A 14,285-nucleotide genomic window follows, 5' to 3' on the forward strand; every position below is an offset into this window, starting at 1 on the left:
TGAGGTAAGCGAACGATCAGCCGGACAGGTGAACCCTTGGAAACAGTCGGCGCAGGAACCCGCTGCGTCCAAAGAACAGTGAGAACAGGTAGAACGCGCTGGCGGTCAGGACGATGGCCGGGCCCGAGGCGACGCTGGCGTGGTAGGAAACGATCAGGCCGACGAAGCCCGAGAGCGTCGCAACCGCAGTGGAAATCACGATCATGCCGGTCAGAGAACTCGACCAGAAACGTGCGACAGTGGCCGGCAGCATCATCATCCCGACCGCCATCAGCGTGCCGAGGGCCTGGAATCCTGCCACCAGATTGAGCACGACCATCAGCAGAAACAGCACGTGGTACAGCGAGCCACGCCCCCCGACGGCGCGCAGGAAACCGGGGTCGAAGCATTCCAGAATCAGCGGACGATAAATCAGCGCGAGCAGAATCAGGGTGAAAGAAGCGATGGCGCCGACCATGAAGATCGCCTGATCATCGATGGCCAGAATCGTCCCGAACAGCACGTGCAGCAGGTCGACGTTGGAGCCGTGCAGCGACACGATCAGCACGCCCGCCGCCAGTGAGGTCAGATAAAAACTGGCGAAGCTCGCATCTTCTTTCAGCGTGGTAAAACGGCTCACCAGCCCGGACAGCAAGGCCACGGCGAGCCCGGCGATCAAGCCGCCAAAGCCCATGGCGGGCAGCGACAGACCCGCAAACAGAAAGCCCACCGCCGCCCCCGGCAAGACGGCGTGGCTCATGGCATCGCCCACCAGGCTCATGCGACGCAGCATCAGCAGCACGCCTACCGGGCCCGAGCCAATGCCCAGGGCCAGGCACGCGACCAGCGCGCGACGCATGAAACCAAAGTCGACGAAGGGCTGAATCATCAGCGTGTAGAGGGTCATAGCGTGTCCTCCTCGTCGGCGTCGCAGGGCTGCGCGTCGGGGCTCCAGTGCTCGGCCATGTTCTTGGCGCGGCGCAGGTTGTCGGGGTGGAGGATGTCGGCGGTGTTGCCCCAGGCGATGGTTTCCCGGGCCAGCAGCAAGGTGCTGGGAAAGTGCTGGCGCACCTGTTCGATGTCGTGCAGCACCGCGATGACGGTGCGGCCCTGACCATGCCAGCTGCTGATCAGCTTGAGCAGGTCACGGGTGGTGCGGGCGTCGATGGCAGTGAAGGGCTCGTCCAGCAGGATCACCGAGGCGTCTTGCAGCAAGAGGCGAGCGAACAACACGCGCTGGAATTGCCCGGACGACAACGAGCTGATGCTGCGCTCCTCAAAACCTTCCAGACCCACCGCCAGCAAGGCTTCTCGCGCCTGCTCTGCGTGGTGGCGTGTGGCGCCACGAAACGCGCCGATGCTGCGCCAGGCGCCCATCATCACGGTGTCGGCGACGCTCAACGGAAAGCTGCGATCGATCTCGGCGGCTTGGGGCAAATAGCCGATGTGTCGCGTCGCCAGATTGCCGCGATCCACTCGCCCCACGGCCGGTTTCAAGGTGCCAGCGATCGCCTTGATCAGGGTCGATTTTCCCGCGCCGTTGGGGCCGACAATGGCGGTCAGGCTGCCCGCAGCAAATCGCCCGCTGACGTGATGTACCGCCGGGCGGCGCTCGTAGGTGACGGTCAGGTCATGCAGATCGATCGCCGCGCTCATGGAATCGCCACTGCCCACGCAATGCCGATCCACAACAGCGCTAGCAAAGCCAATGACACCAGCACCCGCTTGCCTGCGGACTGAGCAAGGGCGGAGGTCGCGATATTCGGAGATAGTCGAGGAGCGGATTTCACGAAAAGATGCCTGAAATGTTTTGTTATAGTATTACATCACTATTTTCAGGCGAGAGGAAAGGGCTATTTTCCGCCGGTTCAGGATTGCGACAGTTTGGTGACGAGGGGTATGTCGGCGTTTTCCTGCGACGGCAAACCCTGTAATTTTCAAGCCTTGCCTCTTCTTTTCAGGATCGATTTCATGCCCGCCACTCATCGTCGCCCGGTGCCGCTCGCCAAATGTTACCGCCTGCTCAACCACGGCCCGACCGTGCTGGTCAGTGCCGCCCATGACGGCCAGCGCAACATCATGGCCGCCGCATGGGCCATGCCGCTGGATTTTCAGCCGCCGAAAGTCACCGTGGTCCTCGACAAATCCGTGTGGACACGCCAGTTGCTTGAAGGCTCGGGCACCTTCGTGATCAACGTGCCCACCGTCAGCCAGCTCGACATCGTCGAAACGGTCGGTTCCACCTCTGGGCTGGACATCTCCCAGGAGCCCGAGCAGGACAAGTTCAAGGCGTATGGCCTTGAAACCTTCACCGGCGACATCGTCGGAGCGCCCCTGCTGGAAGGCTGCGCCGCGTGGCTTGAATGCCGCCTGATGCCCGAGCCGCACAACCAGAATCAGTACGATCTGTTCATCGGCGAAGTCGTCGCCGCATGGGCCGATGAGCGCGTGTTCTCCGACGGCCACTGGCATTTCGACGGCCACGATCAGCTGCGCACGCTGCACCACGTCGCGGGCGGACATTTTCTGGTGATCGGGGATGAGGTGGTGGGCAAGGTTTTGGAGCGCTAGCTGCAGGTTATCTTTCTGTAGCGGCACGGCTTGCCAGCGGTGGCGTTCTTGAAACCGCCATCGCCGGCAAGCCGTGCTGCTACAAAGGAATGTCACGGCATTCAAGCTTACTGCTGAACCGCATTAAACCCTTCGAACGCCGTATGTTGCTGAATCGCCGCGACGATATTCTTGCGCGTGGCGGGCTGCTCGTTGCCGTCTTTATCGACAAACACTTCGCTCTGCAACTCGGCTTCGTCGCCTTCGCCCACGAACGAGAAGCCAAGAAACTCGAAGGCTTCACGGTCGGCGTTGGCTTTGGAGCGTGGGGTGCGCAGGGGCAGGGTGACGCTGGCGCCATCCTTGCTGATGACGAACACTTCGGCTTCTTTCTTGACCCGCGCAGCCTTGCTCTTGCCGCCGCTCGGGTTGCTGACGGCCTGATGCGTCTGGTTCAGGACCTTCAGCGCCAAGCTATAGACCAGCTCCTGGAAGCTTGGGTCGTCTTTGTAGCTGGACAGAATCCGGCTGATCGGGAATTTAGTGCTCAAGTCTTCCAGGGCGGCCATGTCCGCGGCTTCGGCGTCTTTGAGTTGCTTGAGCTGACCCATCAATTCGTAGGCCTGATCGTCATCGAAACGGTCGTGGGCCTGACGAATGGCGGCGCGCAGTTCACGAATCTGATCGCTTTCCTTAGCGCTCTGGAAGGCATCGAGGACCATTTCGCTGATGGTTTTCGCCTGCGGTACGTGCTGTGAAAGATTGATGGCGTCTTCGTAAGCCTGCTTGGCGGAGAGGGCTGGCGCTGCTACGTCGGTATGTGAATCAGACATTGAACATCCATTGCTTCATTTGAACGGGGGAGTCACGAAACGCTCGGCGCGTTTCGCGAGGGAGGGTAAATTATTTACCGCCCAGAGCACCACCCGCAGCGCCACCCAGACCTGCGCCGATGGTACCGCCAGTGCTGCCGCCCAGCTTGTTGCCGATGACCGAGCCGGCTGCGCCGCCCAGGCCGCCGCCCAAGGCTGCGCGGGTCTTGTGGCCTTTCTTGGCGGCAACCGCACCGCCAGCCGCGCCCGCCAGGCCTGCGCCGATGGCCGCGCCGTTGCTGCCGCCCATCTGCTGGCCGACCACATTACCCAGCGCACCACCCAAGCCGCCACCCAAGGCGGTATTCGTGCCGCTGCCCGCCATCGCGCCTTGAGAAACCAGAAGACCCAGAACCAGTGCAGCAAGTGTGAATCGCATGAACTCGACCTCGAAAAAGGGACAGTGCTGTGATGAGTGATGTCGCGGATGAGTAGGGTATGTTGGCGCCCGGTGGCAACTGGAATCGATAAATCGGACCGCCAGAAACAACAAAGCCCGCACGAGGCGGGCTTTGTTGAGGTACTTGGTGGCTACACAGGGACTTGAACCCCGGACCCCAGCATTATGAATGCTATGCTCTAACCAACTGAGCTATGTAGCCAAGTGGCGCGCATTATTCGCTGAGATGGGGGATGTGTCAAGCGTCTCGTTGAAAAATTTATGCGTGTGATCAATCGGTTAGGGTTTTGGCCCTCATTCATGCCGCTTGGAAGCCGGGTGGGTCATTCCGGTGACAGTTTCGCTGCGCAAGCTGAGTGGTTTTGCCCCACTTTTGTGCGGTTTGTGCGCACCATTTTCGATCGAGCGCCCGCTTAGATGGCTTGGTGCTATCGGTCCGATTCTTGCTTCTACTTCCCGCACACCTTTGCTCGGATGAGCACGTCAATTGAGAACCGCAGCGGTCCTCGACACAGGGGACGGGCGGTTGTCGTTTTTGAATCAAAGACATGGCATTTTGCCGGTAAGAATGTGAGACATCCTTTGGCGTGGCCACAAGCTGCGTCAGCGGGTGTCCGTGAGGAGTCGTCGGTATGCAAAGTCTTTTGTCGCCAGGAATCCGTCTGCTTGGACGCTTTGGGTTTGCACGCAAGTTTCAGGTGCTTTTTTTCCTGTTCATCCTGCCGCTGGCCGGCAGCCTGTGGATGATCGGTCAGGACTATCGCAGCAAGCTTGCGGTCATTTCCGGCGAGCAGTCTGGCGCCCGGCAGTTGCTGGCGCTGGACACGCTGGACGCTCAACTGACCTCGCAACGTAACCTGGCAGCGCGCTGGAAGGCTGCCGATATCCTTCACGATCCAACCCCGGCAGCCAAAGCCGCCATGGCCGCCCTGGACGCCGCGAGCCCCGTGCTGAACCAGGCGCTGACCAAGCTGGGCGATGAGCTCAAAGCGCGCAACGCCACGCCAGACACCCTGGCGCGTTTCCAGGCCTTGCAGGCGACGGTCAAGGGCATGGACTCCGAATCGCTGCGCACCATCGGCTGGTGGCCAGATGGTTACGATCGCTTCACCTCCGCGCTCACGGCGCTGCAAAGCCTGCGCGAGCAGATCGCGATGGATAACGGCCTGATCCTCGATCCGTGGCTTGAAACCTATCTGTTGATGCAGATGGCCACTCAGCAGACCCCGGATCTGATTGAGCGCATCGGTCGGATGGCCAGCGTGGGGCAGTCGTCGGTCGCTTCCGGTCAGTTCTCATTGCAGAGTCGTCTGCAGATGCGCGACCTGCGCAGCCGTATCGGCGATGCCCGCGAACAACTGCTCAAGGCCGCTGCCTCGCTGCAGGCCAAGGCCTACCCCGGTATGGAACCCTGGACCCGCCAGTACAACGACAGCCTCCAGCGTTTGGACAGCGAACTGAAGGTGCTCGACGGCGGCGTGTTCGGCGGCTCGATCAAACTCGACACCGTTGCCTTCGAGCGCAGCGTCGACAGCACCCTCGATGCCCTCGCGGCGCTGCGCAATCAGTCCCTGAGCTCGCTGGACAGCCGCCTGGACTACTACCACGACCGCGCGATCAAGCAGTTCATCCCGGTCGCCGCGGTGTTCAGCATTCTGGCGCTGGCGGCCCTGTATCTCTTTATGTGTCTGCAGGCCTCGATTCGCCGTAGCGCCAAGGGCATCACGACCCTGGCCGAGTCGCTGCGTGACGGCAATCTGTGTGTTGAAGTGGCGGTGCAAGGGCGCGATGAACTGGCGGCGATCAGCACCGCGTTGAACGTTGCAGTGGTGCAGTTGCGCACCAGTCTTTTGGGGGTTAATCACGAGACCCAACAGCTCGGATCGGCGGTGCTGACGCTTAATTCGCAATCCGGCAGCACGCTCAACGAGGTCGAAGATCAACAGCAGCAGATCAGCCAGATCGCTGCTGCCGCGACGCAGCTGGCCGCCACTTCGCTGGGCGTTGCCAAAAGTTGCGAAGAAGCCTCCGACAGCGCGCAGCAAACGCGCCGTATCGCTGAAGACAGCAGCCGCGACAGCCAACGCACCACGGCGAGCATTCAGCAGCTGAACCAACGGTTGACCGACACCGCCAACGCGCTGGGCAAAGTCAGCGAGCAAGGCCAGCAGATCCAATCGGTGGTCGACACCATTCGTGGCATCGCCGAACAGACCAACCTGCTGGCGCTCAACGCGGCGATCGAAGCAGCGCGCGCGGGCGAGCAAGGCCGTGGCTTTGCTGTGGTGGCGGACGAAGTGCGCAGCCTGTCGCAACGCACCCAGGCGTCCACCGCGCAAATCGCCGGGACCGTCGACAGCCTGCGTTCCACAGTGAGTCAGGCCGTGAGCCTGATGGAAGCGGCATGTGGCCAGGCGATTACCGATGCGCAATCGGTGACGGGCCTGGGCGAGCGGTTGGGCGAGATTGCCAGCGCGGTGCAGATCGTCACCGACACGCTGGCGCAGATTGCCACGGCGGTGGAAGAACAGGCCGCAACGGCGGACGAGGTCAGCGGCAATATCCAGCAGGTTGATCAGGCGGCCGGGCGTCTGCTCGATGGCGCGCGGGCGGTGAACCATGCGGCGGACACCTTGAGCAAAGGCAGCCGGGCGTTGAGCGACAACACCTCCCGCTTTCAGCTGGGCTGATGATCAAATCCGAGAGTCGAAACGTGCGTAAACACTCGGGGCGGCATCTGTTGGCGTTGTTACCGCCGTTGTTCTGGCTGTATCTGCATGACCGTGCAGCGGAGTAAGGTAGCGCTCGTGCGGCTGACGCTACGACAGGTCTTGAACGACAAAAGGTCTTGACGAGAGAGGTCGATCATCGGTTTTATCGCCGACTGGCCCCTTCATTCAAGGTTTCTTTCATGACGGATAGCAGTGCTGCCGGTGCGGCGGTTTATTCACCTCTGACCCTGGCCCTGTACGACGCGTGGGTACTGGGCATCTCCAACCGTTACGCGTGGCGCTGCCGGACCCGATCGGTCTTGCTGCCCTTCTTTCGCGCCAACGTGCGTCCCCGTCACCTGGATATCGGTGTCGGGACCGGGTACTACCTGGCCAAGACGCAGTTGTCGTCCCAGACCCAGATCACCTTGCTCGACCTCAACCCCAGCAGTCTCGACGCGGCCAAGCGGCGCATCAATCGCCCCGGCACCCGCACGATCCAGCACGATGTCATGCAGCCCATTCCGGGCGATGAGCGTTTCGACTCGATTTCCCTGTTCTACCTGCTGCATTGCCTGCCCGGCCCGCTGGCATCCAAGGCCGCGATCTTCGCCAACCTGAAACACAACCTGAAGCCTGGCGGCGTCTTGTTCGGCGCAACGATTCTGGGGGACTCGGCAGAACACAATGGCTTTGGCCGCAAGCTCATGGCGGTGTACAACAAGAAGGGCATTTTCGGCAATCGCGAGGACAGCGAAGTCGGCTTCGACGCTCACTTACGCGAGCATTTCCGCGATGTGACGCTCAAGCGGGAAGGGCGTGTGTTGCTGTTTCGGGCGGCGCAGCCGATTGTTTGAAGCCATGAAAAAAGCCCCCGAAAGGGGGCTTTTCAAAAGACGTCTGGCGTGCGCTCAAAAGGCGCTTGATCAGACGTTAAAGCGGAAGTGCAGCACGTCACCGTCCTTGACGATGTAGTCCTTGCCTTCCAGGCGCCATTTGCCTGCTTCCTTGGCACCGGCTTCGCCCTTGTACTGGATGAAGTCGCTGTAGGCGACGCATTCGGCGCGGATGAAGCCTTTTTCGAAGTCGGTGTGGATCACGCCGGCGGCTTGTGGTGCGGTGGCACCGACGCGGACGGTCCAGGCGCGGACTTCTTCAACGCCGGCGGTGAAGTAGGTCTGCAGGTGCAGCATTTCGTAGCCAGCGCGGATCACGCGGTTCAGGCCAGGCTCTTCAAGACCCAGGGCTTCGAGGAACATGTCCTTCTCTTCCCCGTCGTCGAGTTCAGCGATTTCGGCTTCGATCTTGTTGCAGACCGGCACCAGCATCGCGCCTTCTTCTTCAGCGATGGCGCGAACCACGTCCAGGTGCGGGTTATTCTCGAAACCGTCTTCGGCGACGTTGGCGATGTACATGACCGGCTTGGTGGTCAGCAGGTGGAAGCCTTTGATCACCGCTTTCTCATCGGCACTCATGTTCTTCATCAGGCTGCGCGCAGGCTTGCCGTCGGTGAAGTGGGCGATGAGTTGTTCCAGTAGGCCTTTTTGGACGACTGCGTCCTTGTCACCGCCCTTGGCGTTGCGGGTGACTTTCTGCAATTGCTTCTCGCAGCTGTCGAGGTCGGCGAAGATCAGTTCCAGATCGATGATTTCGATGTCGCGTTTCGGGTCGACGCTGTTGGAGACGTGAATCACGTTCTCGTCTTCGAAGCAGCGGACCACGTGGGCGATGGCATCGGTTTCGCGGATGTTGGCCAGGAATTTGTTGCCCAGACCTTCACCTTTGGAAGCGCCGGCGACCAGGCCCGCAATGTCGACGAATTCCATCGTGGTCGGCAGGATGCGCTTTGGGTTGACGATGTCGGCCAGCGCCTGCAGGCGTGGGTCGGGCATCGGCACGATGCCGCTGTTCGGCTCGATGGTGCAGAAGGGAAAGTTCTCTGCCGCGATACCGGATTTGGTCAGGGCGTTGAACAGGGTGGACTTGCCGACGTTGGGCAGGCCGACGATGCCGCAATTGAATCCCATGGTGTTTCCCCTCGAGTGATGTCAGGCCTTCTGGCTGTGCAAGACGCGCATCGCCTTGGCGAAGTCGCCTGCGAGGACATCCGGCAGCACGCCGAGGGCAAAGTCGATGCTGGCGTCCAGCTTCTCCTGTTCGGCGCGTGGCGCACGACCCAGTACGAAGTTGGAGACCAATTTGGCGTCGCCTGGATGCCCGATACCGAGCCGCAGGCGATGGAAGCCGTTCTGGTTGCCGAGCTGCGCGATGATGTCGCGCAGGCCGTTATGCCCACCGTGTCCGCCGCCCAGTTTGAGCTTGGCGACACCCGGAGGCAGGTCGAGTTCGTCGTGGGCCACCAGAATGGCCGCAGGAGGAATCCGGAAGAAACCCGCCAATGCCGCGACGGACTGGCCGCTGCGATTCATGTAGGTGGTGGGGATCAGCAGACGAACGTCCTGACCCTGATGACTGAATTTAGCCGTCAGGCCGAAATATTTGCGGTCAGCGGTCAGATTGACGCGCTGGGCGCTGGCGATGCGTTCAACGAAAAGAGCCCCTGCGTTATGCCGGGTCTGTTCGTATTCGGGGCCGGGGTTTCCCAGGCCGACGATCAGTTGGATGGCGGTCACGTCAGGGGCTCTTCCTTGGGTTGCGAATGACGATACAGGGTATCGTCATTCATTCAACCGGCGTGCGAGTAATGAATTACTCAGCGGCGCCTTCAGCTTCGTCAGCGGCTTCAGCGGAAACGCGTGGCGCGTGAACGTTGGCAACTGCCTTGTCATCACCGTGAGCCAGGGCCACGAATTCAACGCCTTTCGGCGCTTTCAGGTCCGACAGGTGAATGATGGTGCCGATTTCAGCTTTGGCCAGGTCGACTTCGATGAATTCAGGCAGGTCTTTGGCTTCGCAGGAAACTTCGATGTCGTTTTCTACGTGGGAAACTTCGCCGCCTTTCTTGATCGGAGCTTCTTCGTTGATGAAGTGAACCGGAACCTTGGCGGTGAGTTTCTGGCCAGCGACAACGCGGATGAAGTCAGCGTGCATGATGAACTGCTTGGCAGGGTGACGCTGCATGGCCTTGACGATGACGTTTTGCTTTTTGCCGTCAACGTTCAGCTCGATAACGTGGCTGAAGGCAGCTTCGTTTTCGAACAGCTTGGCGATTTCCTTGGCCACGATGGTCAGGGATTCAGCAGGTTTTTCGCCACCGTAAACAACGGCAGGGATGCTGGCGGCGTGACGCAGGCGGCGGCTCGCACCTTTCCCCAGGTCAGTACGCGCTTGGGCGTTCAGAGTGAAATCAGTCATTTTGTATCTCCAAAATAGCCATGTTCGGGCGGCGTTTGCGACCAGCGCCAAACCCGATATGGGCAAAAAAGCCCCGCCCCAACAGAGACTGTTGGGGCGGGGCGCTTTACGTCAACGGAAGTTCTGAAGGGCAGGGCCCTTAACGGAACATCGCGCTGATCGATTCTTCGTTGCTGATGCGACGCATCGCTTCAGCGACTACCGGTGCGATATCCAGTTGGCGGATACGGTCACAGGCTTGTGCTGCAGCGGACAGCGGGATGGTGTTAGTGACCACCAGCTCGTCCAGCACGGAATTTTCGATGTTCTCGATCGCGCGACCCGACAGCACAGGGTGTGTGCAGTAGGCAAAGACCTTGGCAGCGCCATGTTCTTTGAGGGCCTTGGCCGCGTGGCACAGGGTGCCGGCGGTATCGACCATGTCGTCGACCAGGATGCAGGTACGACCTTCGACGTCGCCGATGATGTGCATCACCTCGGAGTGATTGGCCTTCTCACGGCGCTTGTCGATGATCCCGAGATCCACGCCCAGGGATTTGGCAACTGCACGTGCACGCACGACGCCGCCGATATCCGGGGAAACGATCATCAGGTTCTCGAAGCGTTGGTCTTCGATGTCATCCACCAGAACCGGGGAGCCGTAGATGTTATCTACCGGAATATCGAAGAAGCCTTGAATCTGGTCAGCGTGCAGGTCAACGGTCAGCACTCGGTCGATACCGACGACGGTGAGCATGTCCGCAACCACTTTGGCGCTGATCGCCACGCGAGCGGAACGCGGGCGGCGGTCCTGACGGGCATAACCAAAATAAGGGATAACAGCGGTGATACGAGTAGCCGAGGAGCGACGGAAGGCATCAGCCATCACGACGAGTTCCATCAGGTTATCGTTGGTCGGAGCGCAGGTCGGCTGAATAATGAAAACGTCTTTACCGCGAACGTTTTCATTGATCTCAGCGGTAATTTCGCCGTCGGAAAACTTGCCGACAGAGATGTCACCGAGAGGGATGTGCAGCTGACGTACGACACGCCGAGCCAGATCGGGGTTGGCGTTCCCCGTAAAGACCATCATCTTGGACACGCGCAGTACCTGGAGGCTTAGGGTATGCCTGGATGACTATAGGAAAATGGCAGGGGCGGCTGGATTCGAACCAACGCATGGCAGGATCAAAACCTGCTGCCTTACCGCTTGGCGACGCCCCTGTATCTGTTGCAACGAATGCCTGGCATTCGGTTCTCTTAGAGCAGTGTCTGTAACTTGCTGTGCAACATCGAAACATTGCTGCCTTTTGCTACAAACCCTGTAAGGGTCTCTGTAAGAAGGGCCGAGACTTTATCAGCTTCAGCTTTGTTTGGGAAGGCCCCAAACACACAACTTCCAGTTCCGGTGAGTTTTGCTTCGGTAAATTTACCTAGCAAATTCAAAGCGTTACGTACATCTGGATAACGCCTCGCTACCACCGGTAAGCAGTCATTTCGACTGTTTCCCTTGGGAACGGGGCGCACTTTAATGGGAGGCGTGTCGCGTGTCAACAGTGGATCTGAAAAAATTTCTGCTGTACTTACAGAGACTTGCGGCACAAGCACGACATACCACGGTTCTTCGGGGTCTACAGGGGTGAGTATTTCGCCTACACCCTCGGCAAAAGCAGCGTGTCCACGCACGAAAACCGGGACGTCAGCCCCGAGCTTGAGCCCCAGCGCGGCCAGGCGATCTTCATCCCAGCCCAGTTGCCAAAGATGATTGAGGCCGAGCAAGGTCGTTGCGGCATCGGAGCTTCCGCCGCCGATTCCGCCGCCCATGGGCAGCACTTTCTTCAGCCAGATATCGACGCCCAGTTCACAGCCGGATTGCTCTTTCAGTGCCCGAGCGGCTTTGACAATCAGATTACTGTCGTGAGGAACGTCGGCAATTTCCGTTTGCAGGCGCACTTCTCCGTCCTCGCGAAGCGCGAAACTGAGTTCATCGCCGTAATCGAGGAACTGAAAGATCGTTTGCAGTTCGTGATAGCCGTCAGGGCGACGACCCAGAATGTGCAGCATCAGGTTCAGTTTGGCAGGAGCGGGCAGGGTCAGGCGTTGAGCGTCATGTTGGGGCTGCGACATGATCATTGCCCCAGCTTGCGAGGTTGCCAGTCCTTGATGGCCAGCGTGACGTCCAGATCCTGGCCGTGCAGCTTCATCCGCTCAGGCAGCCAGTAGCCGTTTTGTTCGGCGTAGCTCAGGTATTCGATCTGCCAGCCGTCCTGCTCCAGATTGGACAGGCGACTGTCGCCATCCAGGGTCAGGCTGCTTTTGCTGTCAGGAGCGGGCAGACCGCGGACCCACCAGACCAGATGGGAAACCGGCAGTCGCCAGCCCAGTTGATCCTTGAGCAGGGTTTCCGGGTCGGGCGCGTCGAAACGGCCCTGATTGGCGACTTCCAGCGACACCGCGCCAGGGCGGCCAGTCAAACGGGCAGCGCCCCGACCCAGAGGGCCGGACAGGCGAATGTCGTAGTAGTCTTGGCGTTGCAGCCAGTACAAGGTGCCGCTGCCGGAGTCCTTGGGCGCGCGAATGCCGACCTTGCCGTTGATTTCCCAGCCGTCGAGGCTGGCCAGCTGCTGTTTGTTGGCTTGCCATTTGTTGGCGTCGCCCTTGCCCTGAACGGCCTCATGGGAGGTGATGCCGGCGCAACCGGCGAGCAGGGCGATGAAGCTGAAAGCGAGTATGTGGCGCAATAACATAAATCAGAGAGTCTCGGAGCCGGTAAGGCGCTTGAGGGTGCTGCGCAGGACCGGGCTGTCAGGTTGCTGTTCGAGGGCCTTGCCCCACACTTTACGGGCTTCGCGTTGCTGGCCTTTGGCCCAGAGCACTTCGCCAAGGTGCGCGGCGACTTCGTGGTCAGGGAAGCGCTCCAGTGCCTCACGCAGCAGGCGCTCGGCTTCGTCGAGATTGCCCAGGCGATAGTTGACCCAGCCCAGGCTGTCGAGCACCGCCGGGTCATCCGGATTGAGCTGGTGAGCGCGCTCGATCAGCGCCTTCGCTTCGGCATAGCGCGTGGTGCGGTCGGAAAGCGTGTAGCCCAAGGCGTTCAGGGCCATGGCGTTGTCCGGCTCGCGTTTGAGGATGGCCCGCAGGTCAGTCTCCATTTGCTTCAGGTCATCACGCTTTTCAGCCAGCATCGCGCGGGTGTAGAGCAGGTTCAGATCGTCCGGATACTGCTTGAGCGCCTGAGTCAGCACCTGCCAGCCACGATCGCTCTGGTTGTTGTTGGTCAGGGTCTCGGCTTCGATGAGGTACAGCTGGATCGTGTAGTCCGGCTGATCGGCGCGAGCCTGGGCCAAGCGTTTGGAGGCCTCGGCAGTGCTGCCGTTGCTCATCAGGATGTCGGCCTGACGCAGTTGCGCGGGCAAATAGTCGTTACCGGGGCCGACCTGAGCGTATTCGCCGAGGGCGTTCTGGGGATCGTTGCGCTCTTCGTAAATTCGACCCAGGTTCACATGGGCGGAATCGACGTGGCTGCCACGGGCGATGAGGTCTTCCAGATAGCCCTGAGCTTCGTCCCATGCCTTGTTTTCCAGGCACACCAGCGCCAGCGAGTAACGCAGTTCGTCGTCATCCGGATATTGCTGGACGAGGCTTGCGAACTGCACCTTGGCGTCTTCCATGCGATTCTGTTCAACCAGCATGCGTGCGTAAGTCAGGCGCAGACGTTTGTCGTCCGGGTATTTTTTGATGCTTTTTTCCAGCAGCGGCAACGCTTCCTTGCCACGGTTCATGCTTTGCAGCAGGCGTGCGCGCAGCAGGATCGGCGCGACTTCGCCCTCGCCCGGCGGGTTGTCTTCGAGCAGCTTGAGCGAGGCGGCGCTGTCGCCTTCCTGTTGCAGCAACAGGGCCTTGCCAAAAATCAGCTGACCGTTTTTCGGGTATTTGGCGAGCAAGCGATCAAAGCTGGCGAGCAGGCCCTTGCGTGTATTGGAGTCGGTTTCTGCTGCCGACAGCGCAAGGAAGTCAAAATGGGTGTCGCCTTGGCCTTGCAGCACCTTCTCCATATAACGCATGGAGTCGTCGTAGCGACCGGCGCGGGCCAGTTGAATGGCTGCAGCGCGCTGCGCTTCGAGGTTGGCCGGGTCATTTTTGGCCCAGAGCATCGAGGTATCCAGCGCAGCCTGATCGGCGCCCAGGTACTCGGCGATGCGGAAAGCGCGCTCGGAGATCCCCGGGTCCTGTGTCTGGATCGCCTGGGTCACGTAGTTGTCCAGCGCAATGTCGAAACGGTTGCGCTGCCCGGCAAGCTCGGCGGTCAGCAGGCTGACGACAGTTTCCTGGGTAAACGATCCGTAGACCTGCGGCTTTGCTTCAGGGGCGGGCGCCGCTTCTTTCGCGGGAGCAGCAGGCTCCGTGGAAACGGAGGCCGTGGACTGACAGCCACCAAGGGCGACAAGGGCAAGGAACAGCGCGGAGGATTTATTCATA

At 60.3% G+C, this 14,285-nt stretch carries 14 protein-coding genes and 2 tRNA genes; 3 read left to right on the forward strand and 13 right to left on the reverse strand.

Annotated elements, in window-relative coordinates:
* Window positions 1-16: 16 nt before the first annotated feature.
* Complete coding sequence (locus AC07V9_RS26945; RefSeq protein ID WP_495018667.1) at window positions 17-886, reverse strand: metal ABC transporter permease; 870 nt, start codon at window positions 884-886, stop codon at window positions 17-19.
* Entirely contained in the window at window positions 883-1,635 is a 753-nt protein-coding gene (gene aztA / locus AC07V9_RS26950) for a zinc ABC transporter ATP-binding protein AztA (RefSeq protein ID WP_495018668.1), read from the reverse strand. The genes AC07V9_RS26945 and aztA overlap by 4 nt, the downstream gene beginning before the upstream one ends.
* A gap of 315 nt (window positions 1,636-1,950) precedes the next feature.
* Here aztA and AC07V9_RS26955 point away from each other — a divergent pair, with 315 nt between their 5' ends.
* Entirely contained in the window at window positions 1,951-2,550 is a 600-nt protein-coding gene (locus tag AC07V9_RS26955; protein WP_495018669.1) for a flavin reductase family protein, read from the forward strand.
* A gap of 107 nt (window positions 2,551-2,657) precedes the next feature.
* On the opposite strand, the gene AC07V9_RS26960 is transcribed toward AC07V9_RS26955, so the two are convergent.
* The 3 genes from AC07V9_RS26960 to AC07V9_RS26970 all read right to left on the reverse strand — a co-directional run bounded on the left by AC07V9_RS26960 (window position 2,658) and on the right by AC07V9_RS26970 (window position 4,003).
* Window positions 2,658-3,362 carry a hypothetical protein gene (locus AC07V9_RS26960; protein WP_495018670.1) on the reverse strand — a complete coding sequence of 235 codons (705 nt, stop codon included), beginning with the start codon at window positions 3,360-3,362 and terminating at the stop codon, window positions 2,658-2,660.
* A 70-nt stretch (window positions 3,363-3,432) separates the two neighbouring features.
* Window positions 3,433-3,780, reverse strand: coding sequence for a bacteriocin (locus tag AC07V9_RS26965; protein WP_495018671.1), 348 nt, complete (start codon window positions 3,778-3,780; stop codon window positions 3,433-3,435).
* Window positions 3,781-3,926: 146 nt separating this feature from the next.
* Window positions 3,927-4,003: transfer RNA gene (locus tag AC07V9_RS26970), tRNA-Met, on the reverse strand.
* Window positions 4,004-4,433: 430 nt separating this feature from the next.
* Here AC07V9_RS26970 and AC07V9_RS26975 point away from each other — a divergent pair.
* Window positions 4,434-6,491: a methyl-accepting chemotaxis protein gene (locus AC07V9_RS26975; RefSeq protein ID WP_495018672.1), complete on the forward strand. Its 2,058-nt coding sequence runs from the start codon at window positions 4,434-4,436 to the stop codon at window positions 6,489-6,491.
* Between the two features lie 221 nt (window positions 6,492-6,712).
* Window positions 6,713-7,369, forward strand: coding sequence for a class I SAM-dependent methyltransferase (locus AC07V9_RS26980; RefSeq protein ID WP_495018673.1), 657 nt, complete (start codon window positions 6,713-6,715; stop codon window positions 7,367-7,369).
* A gap of 69 nt (window positions 7,370-7,438) precedes the next feature.
* Here AC07V9_RS26980 and ychF read toward each other — a convergent pair whose 3' ends face one another.
* The 8 genes from ychF to AC07V9_RS27020 all read right to left on the reverse strand — a co-directional run bounded on the left by ychF (window position 7,439) and on the right by AC07V9_RS27020 (window position 14,284).
* On the reverse strand, window positions 7,439-8,539 hold the full coding sequence (gene ychF, locus AC07V9_RS26985; RefSeq protein ID WP_495018674.1) for a redox-regulated ATPase YchF: 1,101 nt from the start codon (window positions 8,537-8,539) through the stop codon (window positions 7,439-7,441).
* 21 nt (window positions 8,540-8,560) lie between these two features.
* Window positions 8,561-9,145 (reverse strand): aminoacyl-tRNA hydrolase, encoded by a 585-nt coding sequence (pth, locus tag AC07V9_RS26990; protein ID WP_400600295.1) that lies wholly within the window; start codon window positions 9,143-9,145, stop codon window positions 8,561-8,563.
* A gap of 76 nt (window positions 9,146-9,221) precedes the next feature.
* Window positions 9,222-9,827 carry a 50S ribosomal protein L25/general stress protein Ctc gene (locus AC07V9_RS26995; protein ID WP_495018675.1) on the reverse strand — a complete coding sequence of 202 codons (606 nt, stop codon included), beginning with the start codon at window positions 9,825-9,827 and terminating at the stop codon, window positions 9,222-9,224.
* A gap of 139 nt (window positions 9,828-9,966) precedes the next feature.
* The gene (locus AC07V9_RS27000; RefSeq protein WP_037018241.1) at window positions 9,967-10,908 is read right to left on the reverse strand and encodes a ribose-phosphate pyrophosphokinase; all 942 of its coding nucleotides are present in this window, start codon (window positions 10,906-10,908) and stop codon (window positions 9,967-9,969) included.
* A 47-nt stretch (window positions 10,909-10,955) separates the two neighbouring features.
* A tRNA-Gln gene (locus AC07V9_RS27005) sits at window positions 10,956-11,030 on the reverse strand.
* Between the two features lie 36 nt (window positions 11,031-11,066).
* Complete coding sequence (gene ispE, locus AC07V9_RS27010; RefSeq protein ID WP_495018676.1) at window positions 11,067-11,933, reverse strand: 4-(cytidine 5'-diphospho)-2-C-methyl-D-erythritol kinase; 867 nt, start codon at window positions 11,931-11,933, stop codon at window positions 11,067-11,069.
* 2 nt (window positions 11,934-11,935) lie between these two features.
* Window positions 11,936-12,553, reverse strand: coding sequence for a lipoprotein insertase outer membrane protein LolB (gene lolB, locus AC07V9_RS27015; protein WP_495018677.1), 618 nt, complete (start codon window positions 12,551-12,553; stop codon window positions 11,936-11,938).
* Window positions 12,554-12,556: 3 nt separating this feature from the next.
* Window positions 12,557-14,284: a tetratricopeptide repeat protein gene (locus AC07V9_RS27020; RefSeq protein WP_495018678.1), complete on the reverse strand. Its 1,728-nt coding sequence runs from the start codon at window positions 14,282-14,284 to the stop codon at window positions 12,557-12,559.
* Window position 14,285 lies beyond the last annotated feature (1 nt).

The organism is Pseudomonas sp. GW821-FHT02A11, assembly GCF_059421985.1.